Consider the following 23,967-nt stretch of genomic DNA (forward strand, 5'->3'; position numbering starts at 1 on the left):
TCAACAAGGGAGCAACACACCACTGGCCGGCGCGGCGGGAACTCTTCCCGCGCGGCGCTACAGGAAGCGGTCGAGGATCTTCTTGCTGTGCTTGTCGAGTTGCTGCGTGTCGCGGATCAGGAAGTGGATGCCGTGGGTGTCCGACACCAGCAGCGTGTCGAGGCCGATGCGGCGGATGTCCTCCTCGCCGCGCAGCACGAACTCGGCGTCGCCACGGTCGGTGGCCACGCTCCAGGTGCACGGCGTGGCGTAGCTGGAGACGGCGACGATGCGCGCGATCTCCGGCATGAACTCGCGCCCGCCCAGCTCCTCGCGCACCAGCGCGGCGGTGGCCGCCGGCAGGTTCCTTCCAGGCGGTCGATCCAGGCGACCTCCTTGCCGTCGCTGCTGACGATGGCGATGCCGTCCTCCGGCGCCTGCACCGGGAAGGCGCGCGCCGGCGCGACGTTGTCGTGGACGGTGCCGTCGGCGCTGGTCAGGCTGAGGCGGCCGTAGCTGTTGCGGCTCAAGGTGAATGGCGTGGTGGTCATGGTGCTGTGCTCTCGGCGTATTTGTGTAGTGTGCTTATTCCGGGTTCGAAGTGCGCTCGTCGTCCGGATCGGTGTCGACGTTGCGCGCCTGCGCCTGGTACAGCCGGTGGTAGGCGCCCTCGAGCGCCATCAGGGCGTCGTGGCTGCCCTCCTCGACCACCACGCCACGGTCCAGCACCACCAGGCGGTCGGCCCGTTGCAGGGTCGACAGGCGGTGGGCGATGGCGATGGTGGTGCGGCCGTGCACCAGGTTGTCGAGCGCCTTCTGGATCTCCTTCTCGGTCTCCGAGTCGACCGAGGAGGTGGCCTCGTCGAGGATCAGGATCTTCGGATCGATCAGCAGGGCGCGGGCGATCGAGATGCGCTGGCGCTCGCCGCCGGACAGGCCCTGGCCGCGCTCGCCGACCATCGAGTCGTAGGCCTGCGGCAGGCGCAGGATGAACTCGTGGGCGTGGGCGGCGCGGGCGGCGGCGATGATCTGCTCGCGGCTGGCGTCCGGCTTGCCGTAGGCGATGTTCTCGGCGATGGTGCCGAAGAACAGGAAGGGCTCCTGCAGCACCAGGCCGATGTTGCGGCGGTAGTCGGACACCGGGAAGGAGCGGATGTCGACGCCGTCGAGCATGATGGCGCCCTCGGACACGTCGTAGAAGCGGCAGATCAGGTTGACCAGCGTGCTCTTGCCGGAACCGGAGTGGCCGACCAGGCCGATCATCTCGCCGGCCTTGATGTCGAGGTTGATGCCGCGGTTGACCGCGCGGTTGCCGTAGCGGAAGCCGACCTCGCGCAGGGTGATGTTGCCCTCCACCTTGGCCAGCTTGACCGGGTTGACCGGCTCCGGCACCGAGGAGACGTGGTCGAGGATGTCGAAGATGCGCTTGGCGGCCGAGGCCGACTTCTGCGTCACCGAGACGATCCGGCTCATCGAGTCGAGCCGGCCGTAGAAGCGGCTGCTGTAGGCGATGAAGGCGGACAGCACGCCGACCGTGATGTGGCCCGTCGACACTTGATAGATGCCGAACACCCAGATCACCAGCAGGCCCAGCTCGGTGAGGAAGGAGACGGTGGGCGAGAACAGCGACCAGATCTTGTTGAGCTTGTCGTTGACGGCCAGGTTGTGCTTGTTGGCGGTGCGGAAGCGCGCGGCCTCGCGCGCCTCCTGGGCGAAGGCCTTGACCACGCGGATGCCGGGGATGGTGTCGGCCAGCACGTTGGTGACCTCGCCCCAGACCCGGTCGATCTTCTCGAAACCGGTGCGCAGGCGGTCGCGCACGACGTGGATCAGCCAGGCGATGAAGGGCAGCGGCAGCAGGGTGACGGCGGCGAGCCAGGGGTCGATCGAGCACAGGATCACGCCGGTCATGATGATCATCAGCACGTCGGAGGCGAAGTCGAGCAGGTGCAGCGAGAGGAACACGCAGATGCGGTCGCTCTCGCTGCCGATGCGCGACATCAAGTCGCCGGTGCGCTTGCCGCCGAAGTACTCCAGCGACAGTTTCAACAAATGCTCGTAGGTGGCGGTGCGCAGGTCGGCGCCGATGCGCTCGGACACCAGGGCCAGCACATAGGTCTTGGCCCAGCCCAGCACCCAGGCCAGCACGGCCGAGGCGACCAGGCCGGACATGTACAGCGTCACCAGCATGGTGTCGACCGGCTTGCCGTTCTGGTAGGGGATCAGCACGTTGTCCATCAGCGGCATGGTCAGGTAGGGCGGGATCATGTGCGCGGCGGTGCCCAGCAGCATCAGGATGAAGCCCAGCGCCAACTGGCCCTGGTAGGGCTTGGTGAAGCGCCACAGGCGGAACAGGGTCCAGGTCGACGGCGGCGTGTAGACCACCTTGGTGCAGATCGGGCATTCCTCCTGCTCCGGCTCGAGCGGCGCCTTGCAGCTGGGGCAGACGTTCTTGTCGTCGAGCGCCAGCGGCTCGCCGGTGACGCGGCTGTGCAGGCGGGCGGCGAACTGCTCGACCAGGCGGATGGCGTGCAGGTTCTGCCCCAGGGTGAAGCGCCAGTCGGCCAGCCGGCCTTGTCCATCCAACAATTCGAGGTGGCCGACGCCGGCGTGGTCGTGGTGTTTCAAGGCCAGACCGGCGCGGAAGGGCCAGTCCTGCCAGGCCTGTTGGCCGGCCGCGCGGGCCAGGATGCGGCCCTCCGTGACAACAATTATGCCCTTGGAGAAATGAAGTTGCGCATCCAGGTCAACCACCAAGGCACTGACAACGTTTTCCCCTTTGGAAAGTTGCGCCTGCACTTCCGAGCGCCAGGCGAGCGGCAGTTCGACGAGGCTGGATTCTGAGGAAAGTTGTGCTGTTGTCATCGTGCTGCGGACTCCGGATGTTCTTTGCCTCTGGCAAAGTCTGAAAACTGTGGGAAAAATCGTGAAATCCGGCCCCGCACCCCGAAATAAACGCGATCGCGGCGCCGGATTGCGGCTGATGGGGGCGCTGATTTACGGTATTCTGTCACTGAGGAACATTTGACGGAAATCAACGCGGAGGGGCCGGATCTTTGCGGCGAGTATACAGCAAGAGCTGCTGTCGAGAAAAACGAATAATGCCTTACCGCCACAACAATGGCAGCGCCAAAACAGGGCGGAATTGCCGCGCACAAGCGCGAAATCGGGCGGGGGACGGGGCGGCAGGTTTACAATACGGCGCAAGCTGCGACGGCCGTTAACAAAGATGCATCACAAAGTACAAGAATAGAAACATGACTAAGAAGAAAGACATCGAATTTCTCCGTGTGACCCACTTGCGCGGACCGAATATCTGGACCTATCGCCCGGTGATCGAGGCCTGGCTGGATATTGGCGCGCTGGAAGACTTTCCTTCGAATAAGCTGCCCGGCCTGTACGAGCGGCTGACCGCCATGTTGCCCGCGCTGGTCGAGCACCGCTGCGGCGTCGGCGAGCGCGGCGGCTTCCTCGAGCGCCTGCGCGACGGCACCTACGCCGGCCACATCCTGGAACACGTCGTGCTGGAGCTGCAGAACCTGGCCGGCATGCGCACCGGCTTCGGCAAGACGCGCCAGACGGCCGAGGGCAGCGGCGTCTACAAGATGGCCTTCCGCACCCGCCAGGAACAGGTCGGCCGCGCCGCCCTGGCCGCCGGCCGCGAACTGCTGATGGCCGCCATCGAGGACCGTCCCTACGACCTGGCCGCCACCGTTGAACAGCTCACCGACATGGTCGACGCGCTGTGCCTGGGGCCGAGCACCGGCAACATCGTCGACGCCGCCACCGAGCGCAAGATCCCCTCGATCCGCCTGACCGACGGCAACCTGGTGCAACTGGGCCACGGCGCCCGCCAGCGCCGCATCTGGACCGCCGAGACCGAGCGCACCAGCGCCATCGCCGAGGGCATCGCCAGCGACAAGGACTTGACCAAGACCCTGCTGGCCGCCTGCGGCGTGCCGGTGCCCGAGGGCGAGCTGGTCACCAGCGCCGAGGCGGCCTGGGAGGCGGCACAGGACATCGGCCTGCCGGTCGTCGTCAAGCCCTACGACGGCAACCACGGCCGTGGCGTCTCGCTCAACCTGATGACCCGGGCCGACGTCGAGGCGGCCTACCTGCTGGCCGCGCGCAAGGGCGGCAGCAAGAGCGTCATCGTCGAGCGCTGCATCGTCGGCAACGAGCACCGCCTGCTGGTGGTCGGCAAGCGCCTGGTCGCCGCCGCCGCCGGCGAGGCCCTGTGGGTGGTCGGCGACGGCGTGTCCAACATCATCGCCCTGGTCGACAGCCAGATCAACACCGACCCGCGCCGCGGCACCACCGAGGACGCGCCGCTGAACGCCATCGCGCCCGACCAGGGCGCCGAGGTCGTCCTCGAGCTGCAACGCCAGGGCATGACGGCGCACTCGGTGCCGGCGGCCGGCCAGAAGGTGCTGATCCAGCCCAACGGCAACGTCGCCGCCGACGTCACCGACCTGGTGCACCCGAGCGTGGCCGCCATGGCCACCCTGGCGGCGCGCATCGTCGGCCTGGACATCGCCGGCATCGACGTCGTCGCCGAGGACATCTCCCGTCCGCTCGAGGAGCAGGGCGGCGCCATCATCGAGGTCAACGCCAGCCCCGGCCTGCTGGCCCACCTGAAGCCGGCCAGCGGCCAGCCGCGCGCGGTCGGCGCGGCCATCGTCGACCACCTGTTCGCGCCCGACGAGAGCGGCCGCATGCCTATCGTCGGCGTCAGCGGCGGCCCCGGCGCCACCATCACGGCGCGCTTGATCGCCTGGCTGCAGCAGCTCGCCGGCAGCAAGGTCGGCCTGAGCTGCGCCGACGGCCTGTTCGTCAACGGCCGCCTGCTGCCGCGCGACGGCTTGTCCGACTGGGAGTCGGGCGAGCGCCTGCTGCTCAACAAGAGCGTCGAGGCGGCCGTGTTCGAAAGCGGCGCCCGCATGATCCTCGGCGAGGGCCTGGCCTACGACAAATGCGCCGTCGGCGTGGTCACCGACGTCAGCGGCCACGAGGCGCTCGGCGAGTTCTACATCGACAGCGCCGACCAGTTGTACTCGGTGCTGCGCACCCAGGTCGACGTGGTGCTGCCGAGCGGCACGGCGGTGCTCAACGCCGACGACCCGCAGGTGGTCGAGATGGCCGAGCTGTGCGACGGCGCGGTGATCTTCTACGGCGTCGACCAGCAGGCCGAGGCGGTCAGCGCCCACCGCAAGCAGGGCCTGCGCGTGGTCTACCAGCACGGCGCCGGCATCGTCATGGCCGAGGGCGCCGAGGAGCTCGCCACCGTGTCCTTGTCGCCGCAGTTGCCGACCCAGGCCGTGCTGGCCGCCGTCGCCGCCGGCTGGGCGCTGGGCCTGTCGGCCGAGCTGATCGGCGCCGGCCTGCGCACCTTCGAGCTCGAACCGAAAGCCGCAGCGTATTGAGAAAACCGGCGCCGCCCACCGGCGGCGCCATGTGACGCGCGTCCCGCCACCCCGGCGACGCGACGCAGATAACACGACAGGATAATCGGATTTATGGAAGTTATACGCACCCGCGCGCTACGCGGCCCCAATCTGTGGAGCCACCACACGGCCGTCGAGGTCATCGTCTCCTGCGCCGCCGACGAGCAGGCCATCGCCCGCCTGCCCGGTTTCGAGGCGCGCCTGCGCGCCCGCTTCCCGGCGCTGGGCGCGCTGCAGCCGACCGGCCACGACGCCGACCACGTGCCGCTGGCGCGCGTGCTGGAACTGGCCGCCTTGTGCCTGCAGGCGCAGGCCGGCTGCCCGGTCACCTTCAGCCGCACCACGCCGACCCTCGAGGACGGCATCTACCAGAGCGTGGTCGAGTACAGCGAGGAGGCGGTCGGCCGCCTGGCGCTGACCTTGGCGCACAACCTGATCAACGCCGCCCTGGCCGACACCCCGTTCGACCTGGACGGCGCGCTGGCCGAGCTGCGCGAGCTCGACGAGGACGTGCGCCTGGGTCCGAGCACCGGCGCCATCGTCGCCGCCGCCGTGGCGCGCGACATCCCCTTCCGCCGCCTGACCGAGGGCAGCATGGTGATGTTCGGCTGGGGCAGCAAGCAGCGCCGCATCCAGGCCGCCGAGATGGACAGCACCAGCGCCATCGGCGAGGCGATCGCCCAGGACAAGGAGCTGACCAAGAAGCTGCTGCACGCGGCCGGCGTGCCGGTGCCGCTGGGCCGCGCCGTGGCCGACGCCGACGACGCCTGGGCCGCCGCGCTGGAGATCGGCCTGCCGGTGGTGGTCAAGCCGAAGGACGGCAACCAGGGCAAGGGCGTCACCGTCAACATCAACTCGCGCGAGGAACTGGCGCGCGCCTTCGAGGTGGCGCGCGAGTTCCGCGACGACATCATGGTCGAGCGCTTCCTGCCCGGCAACGACTACCGCCTGCTGGTGATCGGCGACAAGCTGGTCGCCGCCGCCCGCCGCGAGCCGCCCCAGGTGGTCGGCGACGGCGTGCACTCGGTGCGCGAGCTGGTCCAGCAGGTCAACGCCGACCCGCGCCGCGGCAGCGGCCACTCGACCTCGCTGACCAAGATCCGCTTCGACGACATCGCCCTGGCCCGCCTGGCGCTGCAGGGCTACGAGGCCGACTCGGTGCCGACCAAGGGCCAGCGTGTGATCCTGCGCAACAACGCCAACCTGTCGACCGGCGGCACCGCCACCGACGTCACCGACGATGTCCACCCCGAGGTGGCCGCCCGCGCCGTCGAGGCGGCGCAGATGATCGGCCTGGACATCTGCGGCGTCGACGTGGTCTGCGACGGCGTGCTGCAACCGATCGAGCAGCAGCGCGGCGGCGTGGTCGAGGTCAACGCCGCGCCCGGCCTGCGCATGCACCTGGCGCCGTCCTACGGCAAGGGCCGCGCCGTCGGCGAGGCCATCGTCAACACCATGTTCGCCGAGGGCGAGAACGGCCGCATCCCGGTGGTCGCCGTCACCGGCACCAACGGCAAGACCACCACGGTGCGCCTGATCGCCCACCTGCTGACGGCGGCCGGCCTGCGCACCGGCATGACCAACACCGACGGCGTCTACGTCGAGGGGCGCCGCACCGACAGCGGCGACTGCAGCGGCCCGCGCAGCGCGCGCAACGTGCTGCTGCACCCGGACGTCGACGCCGCCGTGTTCGAAACGGCGCGCGGCGGCGTGCTGCGCGAGGGCCTGGCCTTCGACCGCTGCCAGGTGGCGGTGGTGACCAACATCGGCACCGGCGACCACCTCGGCCTGAACTACATCACCACCGTCGAGGAACCTGGCCGTGCTCAAGCGCGTGATCGTGCAGAACGTCGCCGCCGGCGGCTTCGCCGTGCTCAACGCGATGGACCCGATCGTCGCCGGCATGGCCGCCAACTGCCGTGGCAAGGTGATCTTCTTCGGCGCCGAACGCGGCCACCCGGTGATCGCCACCCACCTGGCGCAGGGCAAGCGCAGCCTGTTCGTCGACGCCGGCCAGCTGGTCGCCGTCGAGGGCGCGCAGCGCCACGCCGTGGCGCTAGCCCAGGTGCCGATCACCCGCAACGGCGCCATCGGCTTCCAGGTCGAGAACGTCATGGCGGCGGTGGCCGCCGCCTGGGGCGTGGGCATATCCTGGGACGCCATCCGCCTCGGCCTGAAGACCTTCGCCAACGACTCCGACAACGCGCCCGGCCGCTTCAACGTGTTCGATTACAAGGGCGCCACCCTGATCGCCGACTACGGCCACAACCCGGACGCCATCCTGGCCCTGGTGCAGGCGGTCGAGACCATGCCGGCCAAGCGCCGCGGCGTGGTCATCAGCGGCGCCGGCGACCGCCGCGACGAGGACATCCGCCAGCAGACGGAAATCCTCGGCAAGGCCTTCGACGACGTCGTGCTGTACCAGGACCAGTGCCAGCGCGGCCGCGTCGACGGCGAGGTGGTGGCGCTGTTGCGCGCCGGCCTGGCCGCCGCGCCGCGCACCAGCCACATCGACGAGATCAACGGCGAGTTCCTCGCCATCGACACCGCGCTGGCCCGGCTGCAGGCCGGCGACCTGTGCCTGATCCTGGTCGACCAGGTGGAGGAGGCGCTGGCCCACATCGCCAAGCGCATCGCCGAGGGCTGAGCGCAGGCCGCCTGCTGCCGCGCCGGCCGCCGCCGCGTCCCCCCCAGGGCGCCGCCGCGGCGGCTTTTTTCATGTCCGGTTTTTCTAATTCGCAACACTTGCGGGATAATATCCACCCTTCGAAAACGGATATTCCGGATGGCTTGCGCCATATATATTCCAGCTCGGCAGAAGCGGCGCCGGCATATTCATTCTCATTGACCAGTTCGCCACGATAACAATATCCTCGCCGTTTCCCCGCCTGGCCGCCGGGAATATCACGCCGGCCGGCCATTCGAAACTCATCCATTCCTCCTCCGGCGGCGCCGCGGCGCCATGGTGCTATTGATAATTCTCTCCGATTATCACCATTTTAGAATGGATGGGCCGGCGGAAAACTTTCCATTGCATTCGATTTTATTGCCGTTCGCTATGGCATTATATTCAGGCGTGCCGACGATTCGATTATCTCGTGGCCACATCGACAATATCGGCGATCGACTCGCCGAACGAAATCAATATACAAGGAGATGTCAATGGATCCGTTTGTTGGTCAAATCATATTGTGGCCGGTGCCCTGGGTGCCCGAGGGCTGGGCCTTGTGCGACGGCAGCACGCTCAACGTGCAGCAGTACGCCGCGCTGTTCTCGCTGATCGGCATCACCTACGGCGGCAACGGCAGCAGCACCTTCCAGCTGCCCGACCTGCGTTCCAAGGTGCCGCTGGGCAGCCAGGTGATGCAGACCATAGGCCAGGCCAGCGGCGCGGCCAGCGCCAGCGTCACCGCCGTGGGCAGCGGCAGCGTCACGGTCGGCGTCAACAACATGCCGTCGCACACCCACACGGCCACCTTCACGCCGGGCGCCAGCACCAGCGTCAACGTCGCCATCCCGGTCGACAGCGGCGGCGAGACCGACAACGTGCCCGGCACCACGCTGGTGCTGGGCAAGGCCATCGCCGGCCTGGCGGCGGCCAAGATCTACAGCTCCAACCCCGCCAACACCACGCTCAAGCCGTTTTCCGCCAGCGTGGTGGGCGGCGGCGGCACCATCGCCAACGCCAACACGGGCGGCGGCCAGGCCATTCCGTTCACCGTGTCGGTGCCGGTCAGCGTCAGCACGCTGCAGCCGGCGCTGACGATGAACTACATCATCGCGCTGACCGGCATCTATCCGCCGCGGCCTTGAGGTCGATGCCGGCGCGCCGCCGCCATGGCATCGATGCCGTGGCATGGCGCATCGGCGACAGATGCAATTCACTAAAAATTATCAAATAAATATATTTTAAATTAAGTCATGTTTTATCGCCGAATTTGTTTCGGCGCCGATCGGCACGGCGGGCGTGGATACTTTGTCTATTCAATTCTGTAATTTTCTGTGCGGCACTAGCATATGTTTTTCTGTTAAAAACTAAAACAATGTCACGCCCGCCGAAATTTTCATATTCGGCACAACACCCCGTCTCCATTCGATTTTGTCGATTGTTGGTGCCGACGATATAATTTGATGGATATTCACAAATTCAGCGAAAATTTAGTCGGCGTTCATCCACGCCCCGTTGCCGTCGATGCGCAAGACGCGTTGGCGCCGCAGGCGGATGCCGACCTGCACCTTATTGAGGAAATAGCGATGTCCATTCTTGCCCGCCCGGATCAACTCCCTTCCGACGATACATTCCTGCCGCTCCCGTCCACCGCGCCGGCCGCCGCGCCCAGCGAGCTGGTGTTCATCGAGAGCGATGTCGCCAACCTGCAGCAGTTGCTGGACGGTCTGGCGCCGGGCAAGGAGGTGCACCTGCTCAGCGCCGGCGCCGACGGCCTGGCGCAGATGGCAGCGGTGCTGGCCGGGCGCAGCGGCATCGCCTCGCTGCAGATCGTCTCGCACGGCGCCGCCGGCCAGCTCAGTCTGGGCAGCCTGCTGCTCGACCAGCAGGGCGTGGCGCAGCACGGCGCCGCGCTGGCGACCATCGGCCGCGCGCTGGCGCCGGACGCCGACCTGCTGCTGTACGGCTGCGAGGTCGGCGCCGGCGCCAAGGGCGCCGCCCTGGTGCAGGCGCTGGCGCGCGCCACCCACGCCGACGTGGCCGCCTCCAGCGACGCCACCGGCGCCGCCGCGCTGGGCGGCAACTGGAACCTCGAGGTGCACAGCGGCCGGGTCGAGCCGCACACGCTGCTGGCCGACGGCGCCGACTACCAGGCGCTGCTGCCGACGGCGCAGAACATGAACCTGCCGACCGGCGTCTACGTGCGGCCGGGCGGCACCAGCTACACCTGGAGCTACAGCACCTACACCAGCGGCGGCGTGACGCAGACCATCGACAAGGTCAGCATGAGCAACATCAGCCACCCGTCCTTCCTCTGGTATGTGACGCGCGGCGACTTCCAGTACAGCTCCAACGGCGGCTCCAGCTGGACCACCTACGTGGTGCCCACCGACGGCTTCACCCCCGTCTCGGTGATCGGCACCATCTGGCGCTTCGTCGACACCATGCCCGGCGACACCACCCACTACGACAGCTTCTCCAACAGTTGGATCACCGTCGAGAGCCCGGGCAGCAACACCACCTCGGGCGGCAGCATCACGCCCGACAACGCGCCCACCGACATCGTCAGCGACAAGGTGGTGTTCCTGTCCGACGCCACCGCCGGCCTGAGCATCGCCACGCTGACGCCGACCGACACCGGCGCCTATTTCGGCGGCCAGTGGGTGATCGACAGCCAGTCGGTGCCCAACCTGTTCACCCTGGCCTCGGACGGCCCCAACACGCGCACCGCCACCTTGAGCCTGGGCGCCGGCGCGGTGCCGGCCATCGAACAGACGGGAACCATCACCGCCCGCTACTACGACCTGTACCAGACCGACGCCAGCGGCAACCCGATCAACGGCCAGGGCTACAGCAAGACCCTGACCTACACGGTCAAGGACGAGAGCTCGGCCGACCTCAACTTCACCGACGACCTCAATGTCAGCACCCACAGCGCCGGCAACCAGCTGGCGCCGGCCATGGCCACCCTCAGCACGGGCAACGTGGTCACCGTCTGGCAGTCGGACGGGCAGGGCGAGGCGGCCGGCATGAACGGCATCTACGGCCAGCTGCACGACGCGCTGGGCAACGCCGTCGGCGCCGAGTTCGCCATCACGGCGGCGGCCAACGGCATCGACGATGTCGCCCCCAGCGTGGCCGCGCTCAGCGGCGGCCGCTACGTCGTCGCCTACGCCACCACGCCGGGCGCCAACGGCCTGGACATCGGCTACCGCATCGTCGCCGCCGACGGCACGGTGGGCGGCCAGGCGCTGGCCAACACCACCGTGGCCGGCGAGCAGAGCCAGCCCAGCGTCACCACCCTGAGCAATGGCGACTTCGTCATCGCCTGGAACAACGCCGGCACCGTGCACGCGCAGAAGTTCGACGGCGGCAGCGGCGCCAAGTCCGGCGCCGAGCTGGCCATCGACGCCGGCGGCAGCGACATCAGCCCCAGCGTGGCGGCGCTGAGCAACGGCGAATACGTGGTGGTCTGGGGCGACTACAACACGGCCAACGTCAGCGCCGTGGTCAGCAGCGCGCCGTCGACGGTGCTCGAGGTCAGCACCGACGCCAGCGCCTACTCCTACTACACCTCGGCGCCGCTGGCCCACGTGGTCGGCCTGAGCGGCGGCGGCTTCGTCGTCGCCTGGGACAGCGCGGCGGCCGACCTGGTCAACTACAGCCGCACCGACATCTTCTTCCGCCAGTACGACAACGCCGGCACGCCGGCCGGCGCCATGGTGCAGGCCAACACCTCGTCCGGCGGCTACAAGTACGAGGCCTCGCTGGCCGCGCTGAGCGACGGCGGCTTCGTCGTCGGCTGGGAGGCCGACAGCGGCGACTACGACCTGAACGGCCTGTTCGGCCGCCGCTACAACGCCGCCGGCGTGGCGCAGGACGCCAACGAGTTCGAGATCAACCAGCACCGCCGCGGCGACCAGCACAGCTCGGCGCTGACCGGCGTGGCCGGCGGCAACTTCGCCGCCGCCTGGGTCGACGCCACCTCCGACGGCGCCGCCAACGCCGGCGTCGAGGGCCGCCTGCTGCTGCCGGTCGACGAGCACCCGGTCTTCGTCGGCGCCGGCACCACGCTGGCGCTGGCGCAGAACGCCGGCGCCGCCGACATCGCCGCGCTGCTGCACGTCAGCGACAGCGACAGCGGCCAGACGCTGACCTGGACCCAGAGCAGCGCGCCGGCCCACGGCACGCTGGTGCTGAGCGGCGCCACCGCCAGCAGCGGCGGCGCCGACATCGGCGCCGGCGGCACCCTGAGCTACGCGCCGGCCGCCGGCTTCGCCGGCACCGACAGCTTCACCGTGCGCGTCTCCGACGGCATCGCCAACGCCACCCGCACCATCAGCGTCACCGTCACGCCGGGCACGCCGGGCGGCCTCGACCTGGCCAGCGGCAGCGACAGCGGCGCCAACACCGGCGACAACGCCACCAAGGCCACCAGCCTGGACTTCTCCGGCACCAGCGCGGCCGGCGACAGCAGCAGCACGGTGCGGGTCTTCGTCGACGTCGACGGCAACGGCGTCTACGACGCCGGCACCGACCGCGCCGCCAGCGCCACCGTCAACAACGGCAGCTGGAGCGTCACCGGCCTGAACACCGCCGGCGTGGCCGACGGCACCTACCACGTCTACGCCCAGGTCACCTCGGCCGCCGGCGCCGTCAGCGGCGCCGTCAGCGCGGCGCTCGACGTCACCCTCGACACCACCGCGCCGACCACCACCGTCGGCGCGCTGGCCCTGTCGGTCGATACCGGCAGCAGCGCCAGCGACTTCATCACGGCGACGGCGGCGCAAACCGTCACGGCCACGCTGAGCGCGCCGCTGGCCGTCGGCGAGGTGGTCTGGGGCTCGCTCGACAACGGCGCCACCTGGAGCGACATCAGCGCCATGGTCAGCGGCAGCGCGCTGAGCTGGACCGGCCTCACCCTGGCCGGCAGCAGCACGCTGAAGGTGAAGGTGGCCGACGCCCAGGGCAACGACGGCGCCGTGGCCGGCCACAGCTTCAGCTACGACAACGTGGCGCCGAGCGCCGGCGTGGTGGTCGCCGACAACAACCTGACCGGCGCCGACACCTCGCTGGTCACCATCACCTTCAGCGAGGCGGTGGCCAACTTCAGCAACGCCGACCTGACGGTGGCCAACGGCACGCTGAGCGCGGTCAGCTCGGCCGACGGCGGCACCACCTGGACGGCGACCCTGACGCCGACGCTGAGCGTCATCGATGCAACAAACATCATCACGCTCAACCAGGCCACGCTGACCGACGTGGCCGGCAACGCCGGCGTCGGCACCAGCGACTCGAACAACTACGCCGTCAGCACCATGGTGCCGACGGCCACCGTCACGCTCGACGACAGCGCGCTGAAGATCGGCGACACGGCCACCGTCACCATCGTCTTCTCCGAGGCGGTGACGGGCTTCGACAGCAGCGACCTGACGGTGCAGAACGGCACGCTGGGCACCGTCTCGACCAGCGACAACATCACCTGGACCGCCACCTTGACGCCGAGCGCGGCCACCAGCGACGCCAGCAACTTCATCCGGCTCGACAACAGCGGCGTCGTCAACGGCGGCAGCACGGCCGGCGTCGGCGTGACCGACTCGCTCAACTACACGGTCGACACGCTGCGCCCGACCGTCGCCGTGACCATGAGCGACGCCGCGCTGGCGGCCGGCCAGACCGCGCTGGTCACCTTCACCTTCTCGGAGGCGGTCAGCGGCCTCACCAACGCCGCCCTGACGGTGGCCAACGGCGCGCTCAGTGCGCCGGCCTCCAGCGACGGCGGCCTGACCTGGACCGCCACCTTCACGCCGACGGCCGGCCTGGACGACGCCAGCAACCTCATCACCATCGACACCAGCGCCGTCAGCGACGCCGCCGGCAACGCCGGCAGCGGCAGCAGCGACTCGCCCAACTACGTCCTCGACAGCACCGCCCCCAGCGCCAGCGTGGTGGTGGCCGCCGCCTCGCTGGCGGTGGGCCAGACCAGCCTGGTCACCATCACCTTCAGCGAGGCGGTCGACAACTTCAGCACGGCCGACCTGACGGTGGCCAACGGCGCCTTGAGCGGACTGAGCTCGGCCGACGGCGGCGTCACCTGGACCGCCACGCTGACGCCGACCGTCGGCGTGCTCGACGCCAGCAACCTCGTCACGCTCAACCAGGCCGGCCTGACCGACCTGGCCGGCAACGCCGGCGTCGGCGGCGTCGATTCCAACAACTACGCGGTCAGCACGGTGGTGCCGACGGCCACCATCACGCTCGACGACAGCCTGCTCAAGATCGGCGACACGGCCACCGTCAGCATCGTCTTCTCCGAGGCGGTGAGCGGTTTCGGCGCCGCCGACCTGACGGTGCAGAACGGCACGCTGGGCACCGTCTCGACCAGCGACGGCATCACCTGGAGCGCCACCTTGACGCCGACGGCGGGCGTCAGCGACAGCAGCAACTTCATCCGCCTCGACAACACCGGCTTCACCAACCTGGCCAGCGTGGCCGGCGTGGGCGTGACCGACTCGGCCAACTACGTGGTCGACCAAGTGCGCCCGACCGCCACCGTGGTGGTCGCCGACAACGAGTTGAAGGCCGGCGAGACCAGCCTGGTGACGATCACCTTCAGCGAGGCGGTGACCGCCTTCGACAACAGCGACGTGGCGCTGGCCAACGGCACGCTGGGCACCTTGTCCAGCAGCGACGGCGGCACCACCTGGAGCGCCACGCTGACGCCGACGGCGGCCGTGAGCGACGCCAGCAACCTGCTGACGCTGGCCAACGCCACCTTGACCGACCTGGCCGGCAACGCCGGCCTGGGCAGCACCGACTCGAACAACTACGTCGTCAGCACGGTGCGGCCGACGGCCAGCATCGTGGTCGCCGCCGCCAGCCTGGGCGTGGGCGCCACCAGCCTGGTGACGGTCACCTTCAGCGAGCCGGTGACGGGCTTCGACAACAGCGACCTGAGCGTCGGCAACGGCACCTTGAGCGCGGTCAGCTCGGCTGACGGCGGCACCACCTGGACCGCCACCCTGACCCCGGCCACCGGCGTCGACGCCGGCGCCAACGTCATCGCGCTGAACGCCGCCGGCGTGCTCAACGAGGCCGGCAACGCCGGCCTGGGCAGCGTCGACTCGAACAGCTACGCGGTGGCCACGGCGCCGCCGCCGAGCACGCCGCCGGCCGTGCCCGGCACCGTCGACGGCGTGCCGATCAGCACCACCACCACGACCGACCCGACCACCGGCCTGAACAACAGCACGGTCGACGTGCCGGTGGTGGTGCCGACCCGGCCGGACGACCCGAACACGCCGAACGCCACCTTGGCCGACATCCCGCTCGGCGTCGCGGCGCCGGCCGGCAGCGCCGGCACCACCTTGACGGTCAGCCTGCCGGTCGGCACCGGCCTGCAGGCCGACGGCCCGACCGCGCTGTTGAGCAACGCCCAGGCGCTGCTCGACCTGATCATGCGCATCGAGCAGAAGACCGTGGCCGGCTCGAGCGTGCAGCACGACATGACGGGGCAGGGCAGCGACTTCCTCGCCGCGCTGCTGAGCAACACCATGCTGCAGACCAAGACGCTGGTGCCGACGGTGGCCGCCGGCGCAGGGCCGCAGACCATCTTCATCAACGGCAGCTCGACCACGCCGCCGGCCGGCGGCGCGGCCAACGGCACGGCCATCGGCATCGTCATCGACGCCAGCCATGTGAACGCCGGCAGCGTGCTGCAGCTCAACAACGTCGACTTCGCCGCCGTGGTCGGCGCCGCCACGCTGCGCGGCGGCGACGGCCAGAACTTCGTCATCGGCGACGGCGCGGTGCAAAACATCCTGCTCGGCGCCGACGACGACCGCCTGCTCGGCGGCGGCGGCAACGACATCATCGGCAGCGCCGGCGGCAACGACTACCTCGACGGCGGCGCCGACAACGACAAGGTGGCCGGCGGCATCGGCAACGACACCCTGCTCGGCGGCGGCGGCGACGACGTGCTGCAGGGCGGCCGCAGCAGCCAGGGCGGCTGGACCTTCCGCCAGGGCGCCGACGGCACCCTGAGCGCGCAGCACCAGACGGCGCTGTTCGCGCCGGCGGCCAGCGAGGCGCTGGCCCGCGCCGAGCTGAACGGCGCCAGCGCCGAGCTGGCCTTCCTCGGCGCCGGCGCCGCGCGGGTGGCCGAGGTGGCGCTGCTGTACCACGCCGCCTTCGGCCGCGCGCCCGACTTGGCGGGGCTGAACTTCTGGCTGGCCGGCGGCGGCACGATAACCCAGATCGCCGACGGCTTCATGCAGGCGGCCGAGTGGCAGGGCGGCGACAAGGCCAAGCTCGACGACAGCGCCTACGTGCAGCAGTTGTACCAGCAGGTGCTGGGCCGGGCGCCCGACGCCGCCGGCCAGGCCCACTGGCTGGCGGCGCTGCAGGGCGACGCCGGGCACGCCGCCAGCCGCGCCGAGGTGCTGCTCGGCTTCGCGCTGAGCAACGAGCACCGCGTCCTGCAGTCGGCCGGCGCCGGCCTGAGCGTGGGCGTCGCCGGCTTGGCGCAGGAGACCGGCTGGATCGCCGGCGGCGGCGACGACCGCCTCGACGGCGGCGCCGGCAGCGACGTGCTGGTCGGCGGCGACGGCGTCGACACCGCCGTCTACGCCGGCAGGCTGGCCGACTACAAGCTGGTGCTGGCGGCCGACGGCGCCTTCAAGGTGGCCGACAAGGCCAACGCCGACCTCGACACGCTCGGCGGCATCGAGCGCGGCGCCTTCGCCGACGGCGCCGTCGACCTGTCCTTCAGCCAGGCGGCCGCGGCCCGGCTGCAGAACGTCGGCCTGCTGTACGAGGCGGTGCTGGACCGCGCCGGCGACCTGGCCGGCTTCGCCGGCTGGGTTGGCGGCGGGCTCGACGGCGCCGGCCTGGCGGCCGGCTTCGCCGCCTCGGCCGAGTTCAAGGCGCGCTACGACGGCGTCGACGACGCCGCCTTCGTCAAGTCGCTGTACGCCAACAGCGGCCTGGCCGAGACGGCCGCCGGCGGCGGCGCCCATTGGACCGACTACCTGGCCGGCCACAGCCGGGCCGAGCTGATCGGCGCCTGGGTGGCGCAGCAGGACGTCGTCGCCGCCCAGTTCGCCGGCAACGGCCTGTGGCTGGTCTAGCCGGCGCGGCGCCGCCGCGCTAGCCCCCCCCTCCGGCGGCGCCCCTGCGCGCCGCCGCTTCCCCCGTCCGCCCCCCGCCCCGCCCTTCCTCCGCCGCGTCCGCAACCCCCTGCGGCCGCCGGCAAATCAGTCCAAATGGACTATTCAGCTGTGATAAAAGCAAGTTTATCATTTGGAAATCTTTGTTGGTTTCCGTAACGCGATAAGCCTGCCGATGCCGTCCGACCCGCCCACGCCCGCGCCTTCGCACCAACGCCGGCGGCGCGCGCGGGCGCCCGCGCGCGCCACCCATTCTTTGGAGAACTCCCCATGCAAGCAATCGACAAGCAAGCGATCCCGCCGCAACCCTGGTCCGCGCTGGCGGCGGGCTGGTCCATGCGGCCCCAGGGCCTGGGCGCCGCGCCCGGCGCCTACGCCGCCGCCGCGCCGTCGACCGTCTTCGGCTTCGACGGCATGACCACCGGCAACACCTGGCCCGGCATGGGCGACTACGGCCTCGCCGTCACCCAGACCGTCGGCCAGGATGTGCTGACACTGACGGCGCCGGGCGGCCGGGTCCTGGTCAACGACGGCGCGAGCCTGGGCATCGGCGACATCGCCAATTTCAGCGGCAAGTTCTTCGCCGTCGATAGCTCCAACGGCTACCCGGCTTCGGTGACCCTGGCGCTGGACGGCTGGCGCACCTTCGACCTGAGCGGTTTCCACTTCGCCGACCTGGACGGCGGCGGCCGCTCATACATCCTCACCACCAGCAAGGGCTCGCAGTCCTTCTACTTCGACGGCGACCCGTACTATGCCAGCGTGCAGCGCTTCAACAGCGACATCCTGCGCGGCGTGACGTCGGTGACGATCCGCGCCGAAGGCGGCATGCCGGCCTCGATCGCGCTCGACGACGTCGAGTTGTCCAACCTCTCGCCGCGCAACACGGCGCCCGTCTTCGCCGGCGCCAGCACGCTGAACGTGCAGCAGGACGCCGCCGCCACCAGCTTCGCCGACCTGCTGCATGTTGTCGACGGCGACGCCGGCCAGCACCTGGGCTGGTACCCGGGCAGCAATCCCGGCCACGGCAGGCTGTATTTCGCCGGCGGCGTGGGCGCCACCGGCGGCGGCGACATCGCGCCCGTCGGCACCTTCACCTATACGCCGGCGGCCGGCTACATCGGCACCGACAGCTTCGTCGTGCGGGTCAGCGACGGCTATTCCGTCACCGAGCGCACCATCAGCGTCAACGTCGCGCCGGCCACGCCGGGCGCGCCCGACCTGGCCGCCGCCGGCGACAGCGGCGCCAGCGACAGCGACAACACCACCGCCGCCACCAGCCTGGCCTTCGCCGGCAGCAGCGCCGCCGGCGACAGCGCCAGCACGGTGCGCGTCTTCCTCGACGTCGACGGCAACGGCGCCTACGACGCCGGCACCGACCGCGGCGCCAGCGCCACCGTCGCCAACGGCGGCTGGAGCGTCGCCGGCCTGGACGCGGCCGGCCTGGCCGACGGCCACTACCGCGTCTACGCCCAGCTGAGCTCGGCCAGCGGCGGCCTGGACAGCGCCCTCAGCGCCGCCCTCGAGCTGACCTTGGACCGCACGGCGCCGGCCACCACCATCGCCGCGCTGCGGCTGGCCAACGACACCGGCGCCAGCGACAGCGACTTCATCACCTTCGCCGGCGCGCAGTCCCTGCGCGCCGAGCTGTCGGCGCCGCTGGCGGCCGGCGAGAGCGTGCGCGGCTCCTACGACGGCGGCGCCAGCTGGCACGACGTCAGCGCCTCGGTGGTCGGCCGGCACCTGGACTGGGGCGGGCTGACGCTCGGCGGCGGCAACACGCTGATGCTGCGCGTGGTCGACGCCGCCGGCAACCTGGGCGCCGCCGCCAGCCACGACTACCTGATCGACAACACGCCGCCACGGGCCGCGCTAAGCGTCGCCGACGCCGACCTGGTGGGCGCAGAGACCACCGAGTTGACCATCACCTTCTCGGAGCCGGTGGCGGGGTTGCAGGCCAGCGACCTGAGCGTCGGCAACGCCACGCTCGGACCGCTGAGCAGCGCCGACGGCGGCACCACCTGGCGCGCCACGCTGACGCCGACGACCGGCGTCGACGCGGCCGGCAACACCGTCACGCTCAACGGCGACAATGTCAGGGACCTGGCCGGCAACGCCGTGGGCGGCAGCGCCAGCTCGAACAACTACGCCGTCCACACCGTGGTGCCGACGGCCACCATCACGCTGAGCGACAACGCGCTCAAGCTGGGCGACAGCGCCACCGTCGAGATCGTCTTCTCCGAGGCCGTCGCCGGCTTCTCGCTGGCCGACCTGGCGGCGGGCGGCGCCACCTTGAGCGACCTGGCCACCGTCGACAACATCCATTGGCGCGCCACGCTGACGCCGAACGCCGGCACCACGCTGGCCGACCAGGTGCTGCGGCTCGACAACACCGGTCTCGTCAACGGCGGCGGCAACGCCGGCATCGGCCACACCGACTCGGCCGCCTACACCGTCGACACCGTGCGGCCCGCCGCCTTTGTCAGCGTGGGCGACGCGGTGTTGACCCCGGCCCACGCCAGCGTGCTGACGATCCGCTTCGACGAGGCGGTCGGCGGCCTGGACAAGGCCGCGCTGCGGGTCGGCGGCGCCAGTGTCGGCGAGCTCACCAGCGTGGACGGCGGCCTCACCTGGACCGCCTTGCTGACCGCGGCCGCCGGCGAGGAGAGCGGCGGCCACGTCGTCACGTTGGACCAGTCCGGCGTGTTCGACCAGGCCGGCAACGCCGGCCAGGGCGGTGCCAGCTCGGCCGCCTACGCCGTCGACACGCTGGCCCCGACCGCCCGCCTGGCGCTCGACAGCAACGTGCTGAAGGCCGGCATGTCGGCCCAGCTCACCGTCACCTTCTCCGAGGCGGTCACCGGCTTCGACGGCGCCGACCTGCGGTTGGACGGCGGCAGCCTGGGCGCGCTGGCCACGGCCGACGGCGGCATCACCTGGCGCGCCACCTACACGCCGGACGCCGACAGCATCGCGCCGGACCACCACATCGTCCTGAACACCGCCGGCGTGGCCGACCTGCACGGCAACCACGGCGCCGGCGCGGTCCTGTCCGGCGCCTTCGACATCGACACGCTGCGCCCGAGCGCCAGCATCGTCGTCGCCGACGCCGCGCTGGCGGCCGGCGAAACCAGCCTGGTCAGCATCACCTTCAACAAGCCGGTCGAGGCCTTCGACCTGGCCGACCTGGCGGCCGAGCACGGCACGCTGAGCCAGTTGAGCACCAGCGACCACATCCACTGGAGCGCCACGCTGACGCCGGCGGCCGGCCAGAACAGCGCCGCCCACCACGTCACGCTGCGCGGCGCCGGACTGGGCGACGCGGTCGGCAACGCCGGCCTGGACGCCAGCTCGAACGCCTACCGGCTCGACAGCACCGCGCCCACCGCCAGCATCGTCGTCGACCGGGCCTTGCTGGCGGCCGGCCAGAGCGCCGCCGTGACCATCACCTTCAGCGAGGCCGTCGCCGGCTTCGACAACGCCGACCTGGACGTGGCCAACGGCACGCTGAGCGCCGTCGCCAGCGTCGACGGCGGCCTCACCTGGACGGCCGTGCTGACGCCGACGGCGCAGCTGGCCGCCGCCGGCAACGTCGTCACGCTGGCCAACGCCGGCCTGCGCGACCTGGCCGGCAACGCCGGCGCCGGCCACACCGAGTCCAACGTCTACGCCGTCAACACCCTGGTGCCGACGGCCACCATCACGCTGAGCGACAGCGCCTTGCGGATCGGCGACAGCGCCACCGTGACCATCGTCTTCAGCGAGCCGGTGAGCGGCCTCGACAACAGCGCCCTGACGGTGGCCAACGGCAGCCTCGGCGCCATCGCCAGCCTCGACGGCGGCCGCACCTGGACCGCCACGTTGACGCCGGCGGCCGGCCTGAGCGCGGCCGACAACCTGGTCCGCCTCGACAACAGCCGCGTCGTCAACGGCGCCGGCACGGCCGGCGTCGGCCACACCGACTCGGCCAGCTACACGGTCGACACCGAGCGTCCGCACGCCAGCGTCGCCGTCGCCGACGCCGCCCTGCTGGCCGGCCAATCGACGCAGGTGAGCATCCGCTTCAACGAGCGGGTCGTCGGCCTGGAGTTGGACGACCTGAGCGTGGCCAACGGCACCCTGAGCGGCCTAGGCACCAGCGACGGCGGCCTGCACTGGAGCGCCACCTTGACCCCGGCGGCGGCCACCAGCGACGCCAGCAACCTGGTGCAGCTGAACCAGGCCGGCGTGCTCGACCTGGCCGGCAACGCCGGCCTGGGCCCGGCCGATTCGAACAACTACGCCGTCAGCACCGTGCGCCCGGGCGCCAGCGTCGTCGTCGCCGCGTCCGCGCTGGACGCCGGCAAGACCGCGCTGGTGACGATCACCTTCAGCGAGGCCGTCAGCGGCTTCGACAACGCCGACCTGGCGGTCGGCCGCGGCACGCTCAGCGCGGTCCACTCGAGCGACGGCGGGCTCACCTGGAACGCCACGCTGACCGCCGCCGCCGGCCCCTACAGCGGCGCCAACGTGGTGGCGCTGAACGCCGCCGGCGTCCACAACGGCGCCGGCAACAGCGGCCTCGGCGTGGTCAACTCGAACGTCTACGCGGTCGGCACGCCGCCGGCCCCCGCGCCGGACCCCGCGCCCGGCGTGCCCGGCGCCGCCGTCGTCACCGTCGACGGCGCCGCCGTCGTCACCGTCGTCGGCGTCGATGCCCTGAGCGGCCTGGCCACGCGCAGCGTCAGCGTGGCCCCGGTCGCGGCGGGCCGGGTGGACGAGCCCGGCTCGCCCAACGCCCACCTGGCCGACATCCCGCTGGGCATCGCCGGCGCCGGCGGCAGCGGCACCACCTTGAGCGTCGGCCTGCCGGCCGGCTGCGGCCTGCTGGCCGACGGGCCGGCCGTCCTGCTCGACCACGGCCAGGCGGCGCAGGCGCTCGACGCCGGCATCGCCCGGCACGCGGCCGATGGCGCCGGCGGCGCGCTCGAAGGGCAGGGCGCCGCCTTCCTGCAATCGCTGGCGGCGGGCACGCGGCTGCAGGTGCTCAGCCTGACGCCGACGGCGCCCGCCGGCGCCGGGCCGCAGACCATCCACCTGAACGGCGCGTCGAGCACGCCGCCGGCCGGCGCCATCGGCCTGGTGCTGGACGCCACGCGGATGGCGGCCGGCAGCGTGGTCGAGCTCAACAACGTCGACTTCGCCGCCGTGCTCGGCGCCGCCACCCTGCGCGGCGGCGCCGGCCGGAACCACGTGGTCGGCGACGGCGCGGCGCAAAACATCTTCCTCGGCGCCGCCGACGACCGCCTGTTCGGCGGCGGCGGCGACGACCTCCTCGGCAGCGCCGGCGGCGACGACTACCTCGACGGCGGCGCCGACAACGACACCGTGGTCGGCGGCGGCGGCAACGACACCCTGCTCGGCGGCGCCGGCGACGACCTGCTGCAGGGCGGCCGCAGCGGCCAGGGCGGCTGGACCTTCCGCCTGGCCGCCGACGGCACAGTGAGCGCCCAGCACCAGACGGCGCTGTTCGCCCCGGCGGCCGGCGAGACGCTGTCCCGCGCCGAGCTGAACGGCGCCAGCGCCGGGCTGGCCTTCCTCGCCGCCAAGCCGGGCCAGCTGGCCGAACTGGCGCTGCTGTACCACGCCGCCTTCGGCCGCGTCGCCGACCTCGGCGGGCTCAACTTCTGGCTGCACAGCGGCGCCCCGACGGCGCAGATCGCCGAGGCCTTCGTCGGCTCGGCCGAATGGCAGGGCGGCGCCCTGGCCAAGCTCGACGACGCGGCCTTCGTCGCGCAGCTCTACCAGCAGGTGCTGGGCCGCGCCGCCGAGAGCGCCGGCCAGCAGTACTGGCTGGCCGCGCTGCACGGCGCGGCCGGCCAGCCGCCCCTCGGCCGCGCCCAGCTGCTGCTCGGCTTCGCCCTCAGCGCCGAGCACCGCGCCCGGCAGGGCGGCGAGAACGGCCTGGCCGTCGCCGCCGCCACCGCGGCGGGCGAGAACGGCTGGATCGCCGGCGCCGGCGACAACCGCCTCGACGGCGGCGCCGGCAACGACACCCTGCTCGGCGGCGACGGCGTCGACACCGCCGTCTACGCCGGCAAGCTGGCCGGCTACAAGCTGGTGCTGGGCGGCGACGGCGCCTTCAAAGTGGTCGACAAGGCCAACGGCGACGTCGACACGCTCCACGGTATTGAAAAGGGCGCCTTCGCCGACGGCAGCGTCGACCTGGCCTTCAGCCAGGCCGGCACGGCCGCGCTGAAAACGGTGGGCCTGATGTACCAGGCGGTGCTGGACCGCGCCGCCGACATGGATGGGCTCGCTGCTTGGGTACAACACTTCGCCGGCGCGGATGGGCTCGCGGCCAACTTCGCCGCCTCCGCCGAGTTCCAGGCGCGCTACGCCGGCATGGACGACGCCGCCTTCGTCCACGCCCTGTACGGCAACAGCGGCTTGGCCGACAACGCGGCCGGCGGCGCCGCCCACTGGACCGACTACCTGGCCGGCCACAGCCGCGCCGAGCTGGTCGGCGCCTGGGTGGCGCAGCAGGACGTCGCCAACGCCCAGTTCGCCGGCAGCGGCCTGTGGCTGGTGTAGCGGACCGCCGCCGGCGGGCGGCGGCAAAACAGTCCAAACGGACTATGGCAATGCGATAACGATAAGATTAGCATGGTGCAACTTTTGTGCGCGTCGTGAAACACGCCCGTCGATGCCGTCGAACGATCCAGCCGCC

6 protein-coding genes and 2 pseudogenes are annotated in these 23,967 nt (G+C 70.9%); 5 read left to right on the forward strand and 3 right to left on the reverse strand.

Annotation, left to right across the window (positions count from 1 at the left end):
* Positions 1-57: 57 nt before the first annotated feature.
* Positions 58-530, reverse strand: a pseudogene (locus tag QC826_RS07065) (DUF1854 domain-containing protein).
* 34 nt (positions 531-564) lie between these two features.
* Positions 565-2,844 (reverse strand): ABC transporter ATP-binding protein, encoded by a 2,280-nt coding sequence (locus tag QC826_RS07070; RefSeq protein ID WP_279764977.1) that lies wholly within the window; start codon positions 2,842-2,844, stop codon positions 565-567.
* A gap of 392 nt (positions 2,845-3,236) precedes the next feature.
* Here QC826_RS07070 and cphA (QC826_RS07075) point away from each other — a divergent pair, with 392 nt between their 5' ends.
* Both cphA (QC826_RS07075) and cphA (QC826_RS07080) read left to right on the forward strand, forming a co-directional pair.
* Positions 3,237-5,402 carry a cyanophycin synthetase gene (gene cphA / locus QC826_RS07075; RefSeq protein WP_279764978.1) on the forward strand — a complete coding sequence of 722 codons (2,166 nt, stop codon included), beginning with the start codon at positions 3,237-3,239 and terminating at the stop codon, positions 5,400-5,402.
* A 93-nt stretch (positions 5,403-5,495) separates the two neighbouring features.
* Positions 5,496-8,070: pseudogene (gene cphA, locus QC826_RS07080) on the forward strand (cyanophycin synthetase).
* Between the two features lie 84 nt (positions 8,071-8,154).
* Here the strand turns inward: cphA (QC826_RS07080) and QC826_RS07085 are convergent.
* Positions 8,155-8,355, reverse strand: coding sequence for a hypothetical protein (locus QC826_RS07085; RefSeq protein ID WP_279764979.1), 201 nt, complete (start codon positions 8,353-8,355; stop codon positions 8,155-8,157).
* A 230-nt stretch (positions 8,356-8,585) separates the two neighbouring features.
* Here QC826_RS07085 and QC826_RS07090 point away from each other — a divergent pair, with 230 nt between their 5' ends.
* The 3 genes from QC826_RS07090 (at position 8,586) to QC826_RS07100 (ending at position 23,831) form a co-directional block, all read left to right on the forward strand.
* Positions 8,586-9,236, forward strand: a complete 651-nt coding sequence (locus tag QC826_RS07090) for a phage tail protein (protein WP_093388000.1) — start codon at positions 8,586-8,588, stop codon at positions 9,234-9,236.
* A 441-nt stretch (positions 9,237-9,677) separates the two neighbouring features.
* On the forward strand, positions 9,678-17,219 hold the full coding sequence (locus QC826_RS07095; RefSeq protein WP_279764980.1) for an Ig-like domain-containing protein: 7,542 nt from the start codon (positions 9,678-9,680) through the stop codon (positions 17,217-17,219).
* 309 nt (positions 17,220-17,528) lie between these two features.
* Complete coding sequence (locus QC826_RS07100; RefSeq protein WP_279764981.1) at positions 17,529-23,831, forward strand: Ig-like domain-containing protein; 6,303 nt, start codon at positions 17,529-17,531, stop codon at positions 23,829-23,831.
* The last annotated feature ends 136 nt before the right edge of the window (positions 23,832-23,967 follow it).

It is taken from the genome of Rugamonas sp. DEMB1 (assembly GCF_029834475.1).
Lineage (GTDB): Bacteria > Pseudomonadota > Gammaproteobacteria > Burkholderiales > Burkholderiaceae_D > Rugamonas > Rugamonas rubra.

What these genes read in the sequence shown, in the direction of transcription:
- QC826_RS07070 (WP_279764977.1), bottom strand. Translation starts at nt 2,844, where the DNA reads ATGACAACAGCACAACTTTCCTCAGAATCCAGCCTCGTCGAACTGCCG.
- QC826_RS07095 (WP_279764980.1), top strand. Translation starts at nt 9,678, where the DNA reads ATGTCCATTCTTGCCCGCCCGGATCAACTCCCTTCCGACGATACATTC.
- cphA (WP_279764978.1), top strand. Translation starts at nt 3,237, where the DNA reads ATGACTAAGAAGAAAGACATCGAATTTCTCCGTGTGACCCACTTGCGC.
- QC826_RS07085 (WP_279764979.1), bottom strand. Translation starts at nt 8,355, where the DNA reads ATGAGTTTCGAATGGCCGGCCGGCGTGATATTCCCGGCGGCCAGGCGG.
- QC826_RS07090 (WP_093388000.1), top strand. Translation starts at nt 8,586, where the DNA reads ATGGATCCGTTTGTTGGTCAAATCATATTGTGGCCGGTGCCCTGGGTG.
- QC826_RS07100 (WP_279764981.1), top strand. Translation starts at nt 17,529, where the DNA reads ATGCAAGCAATCGACAAGCAAGCGATCCCGCCGCAACCCTGGTCCGCG.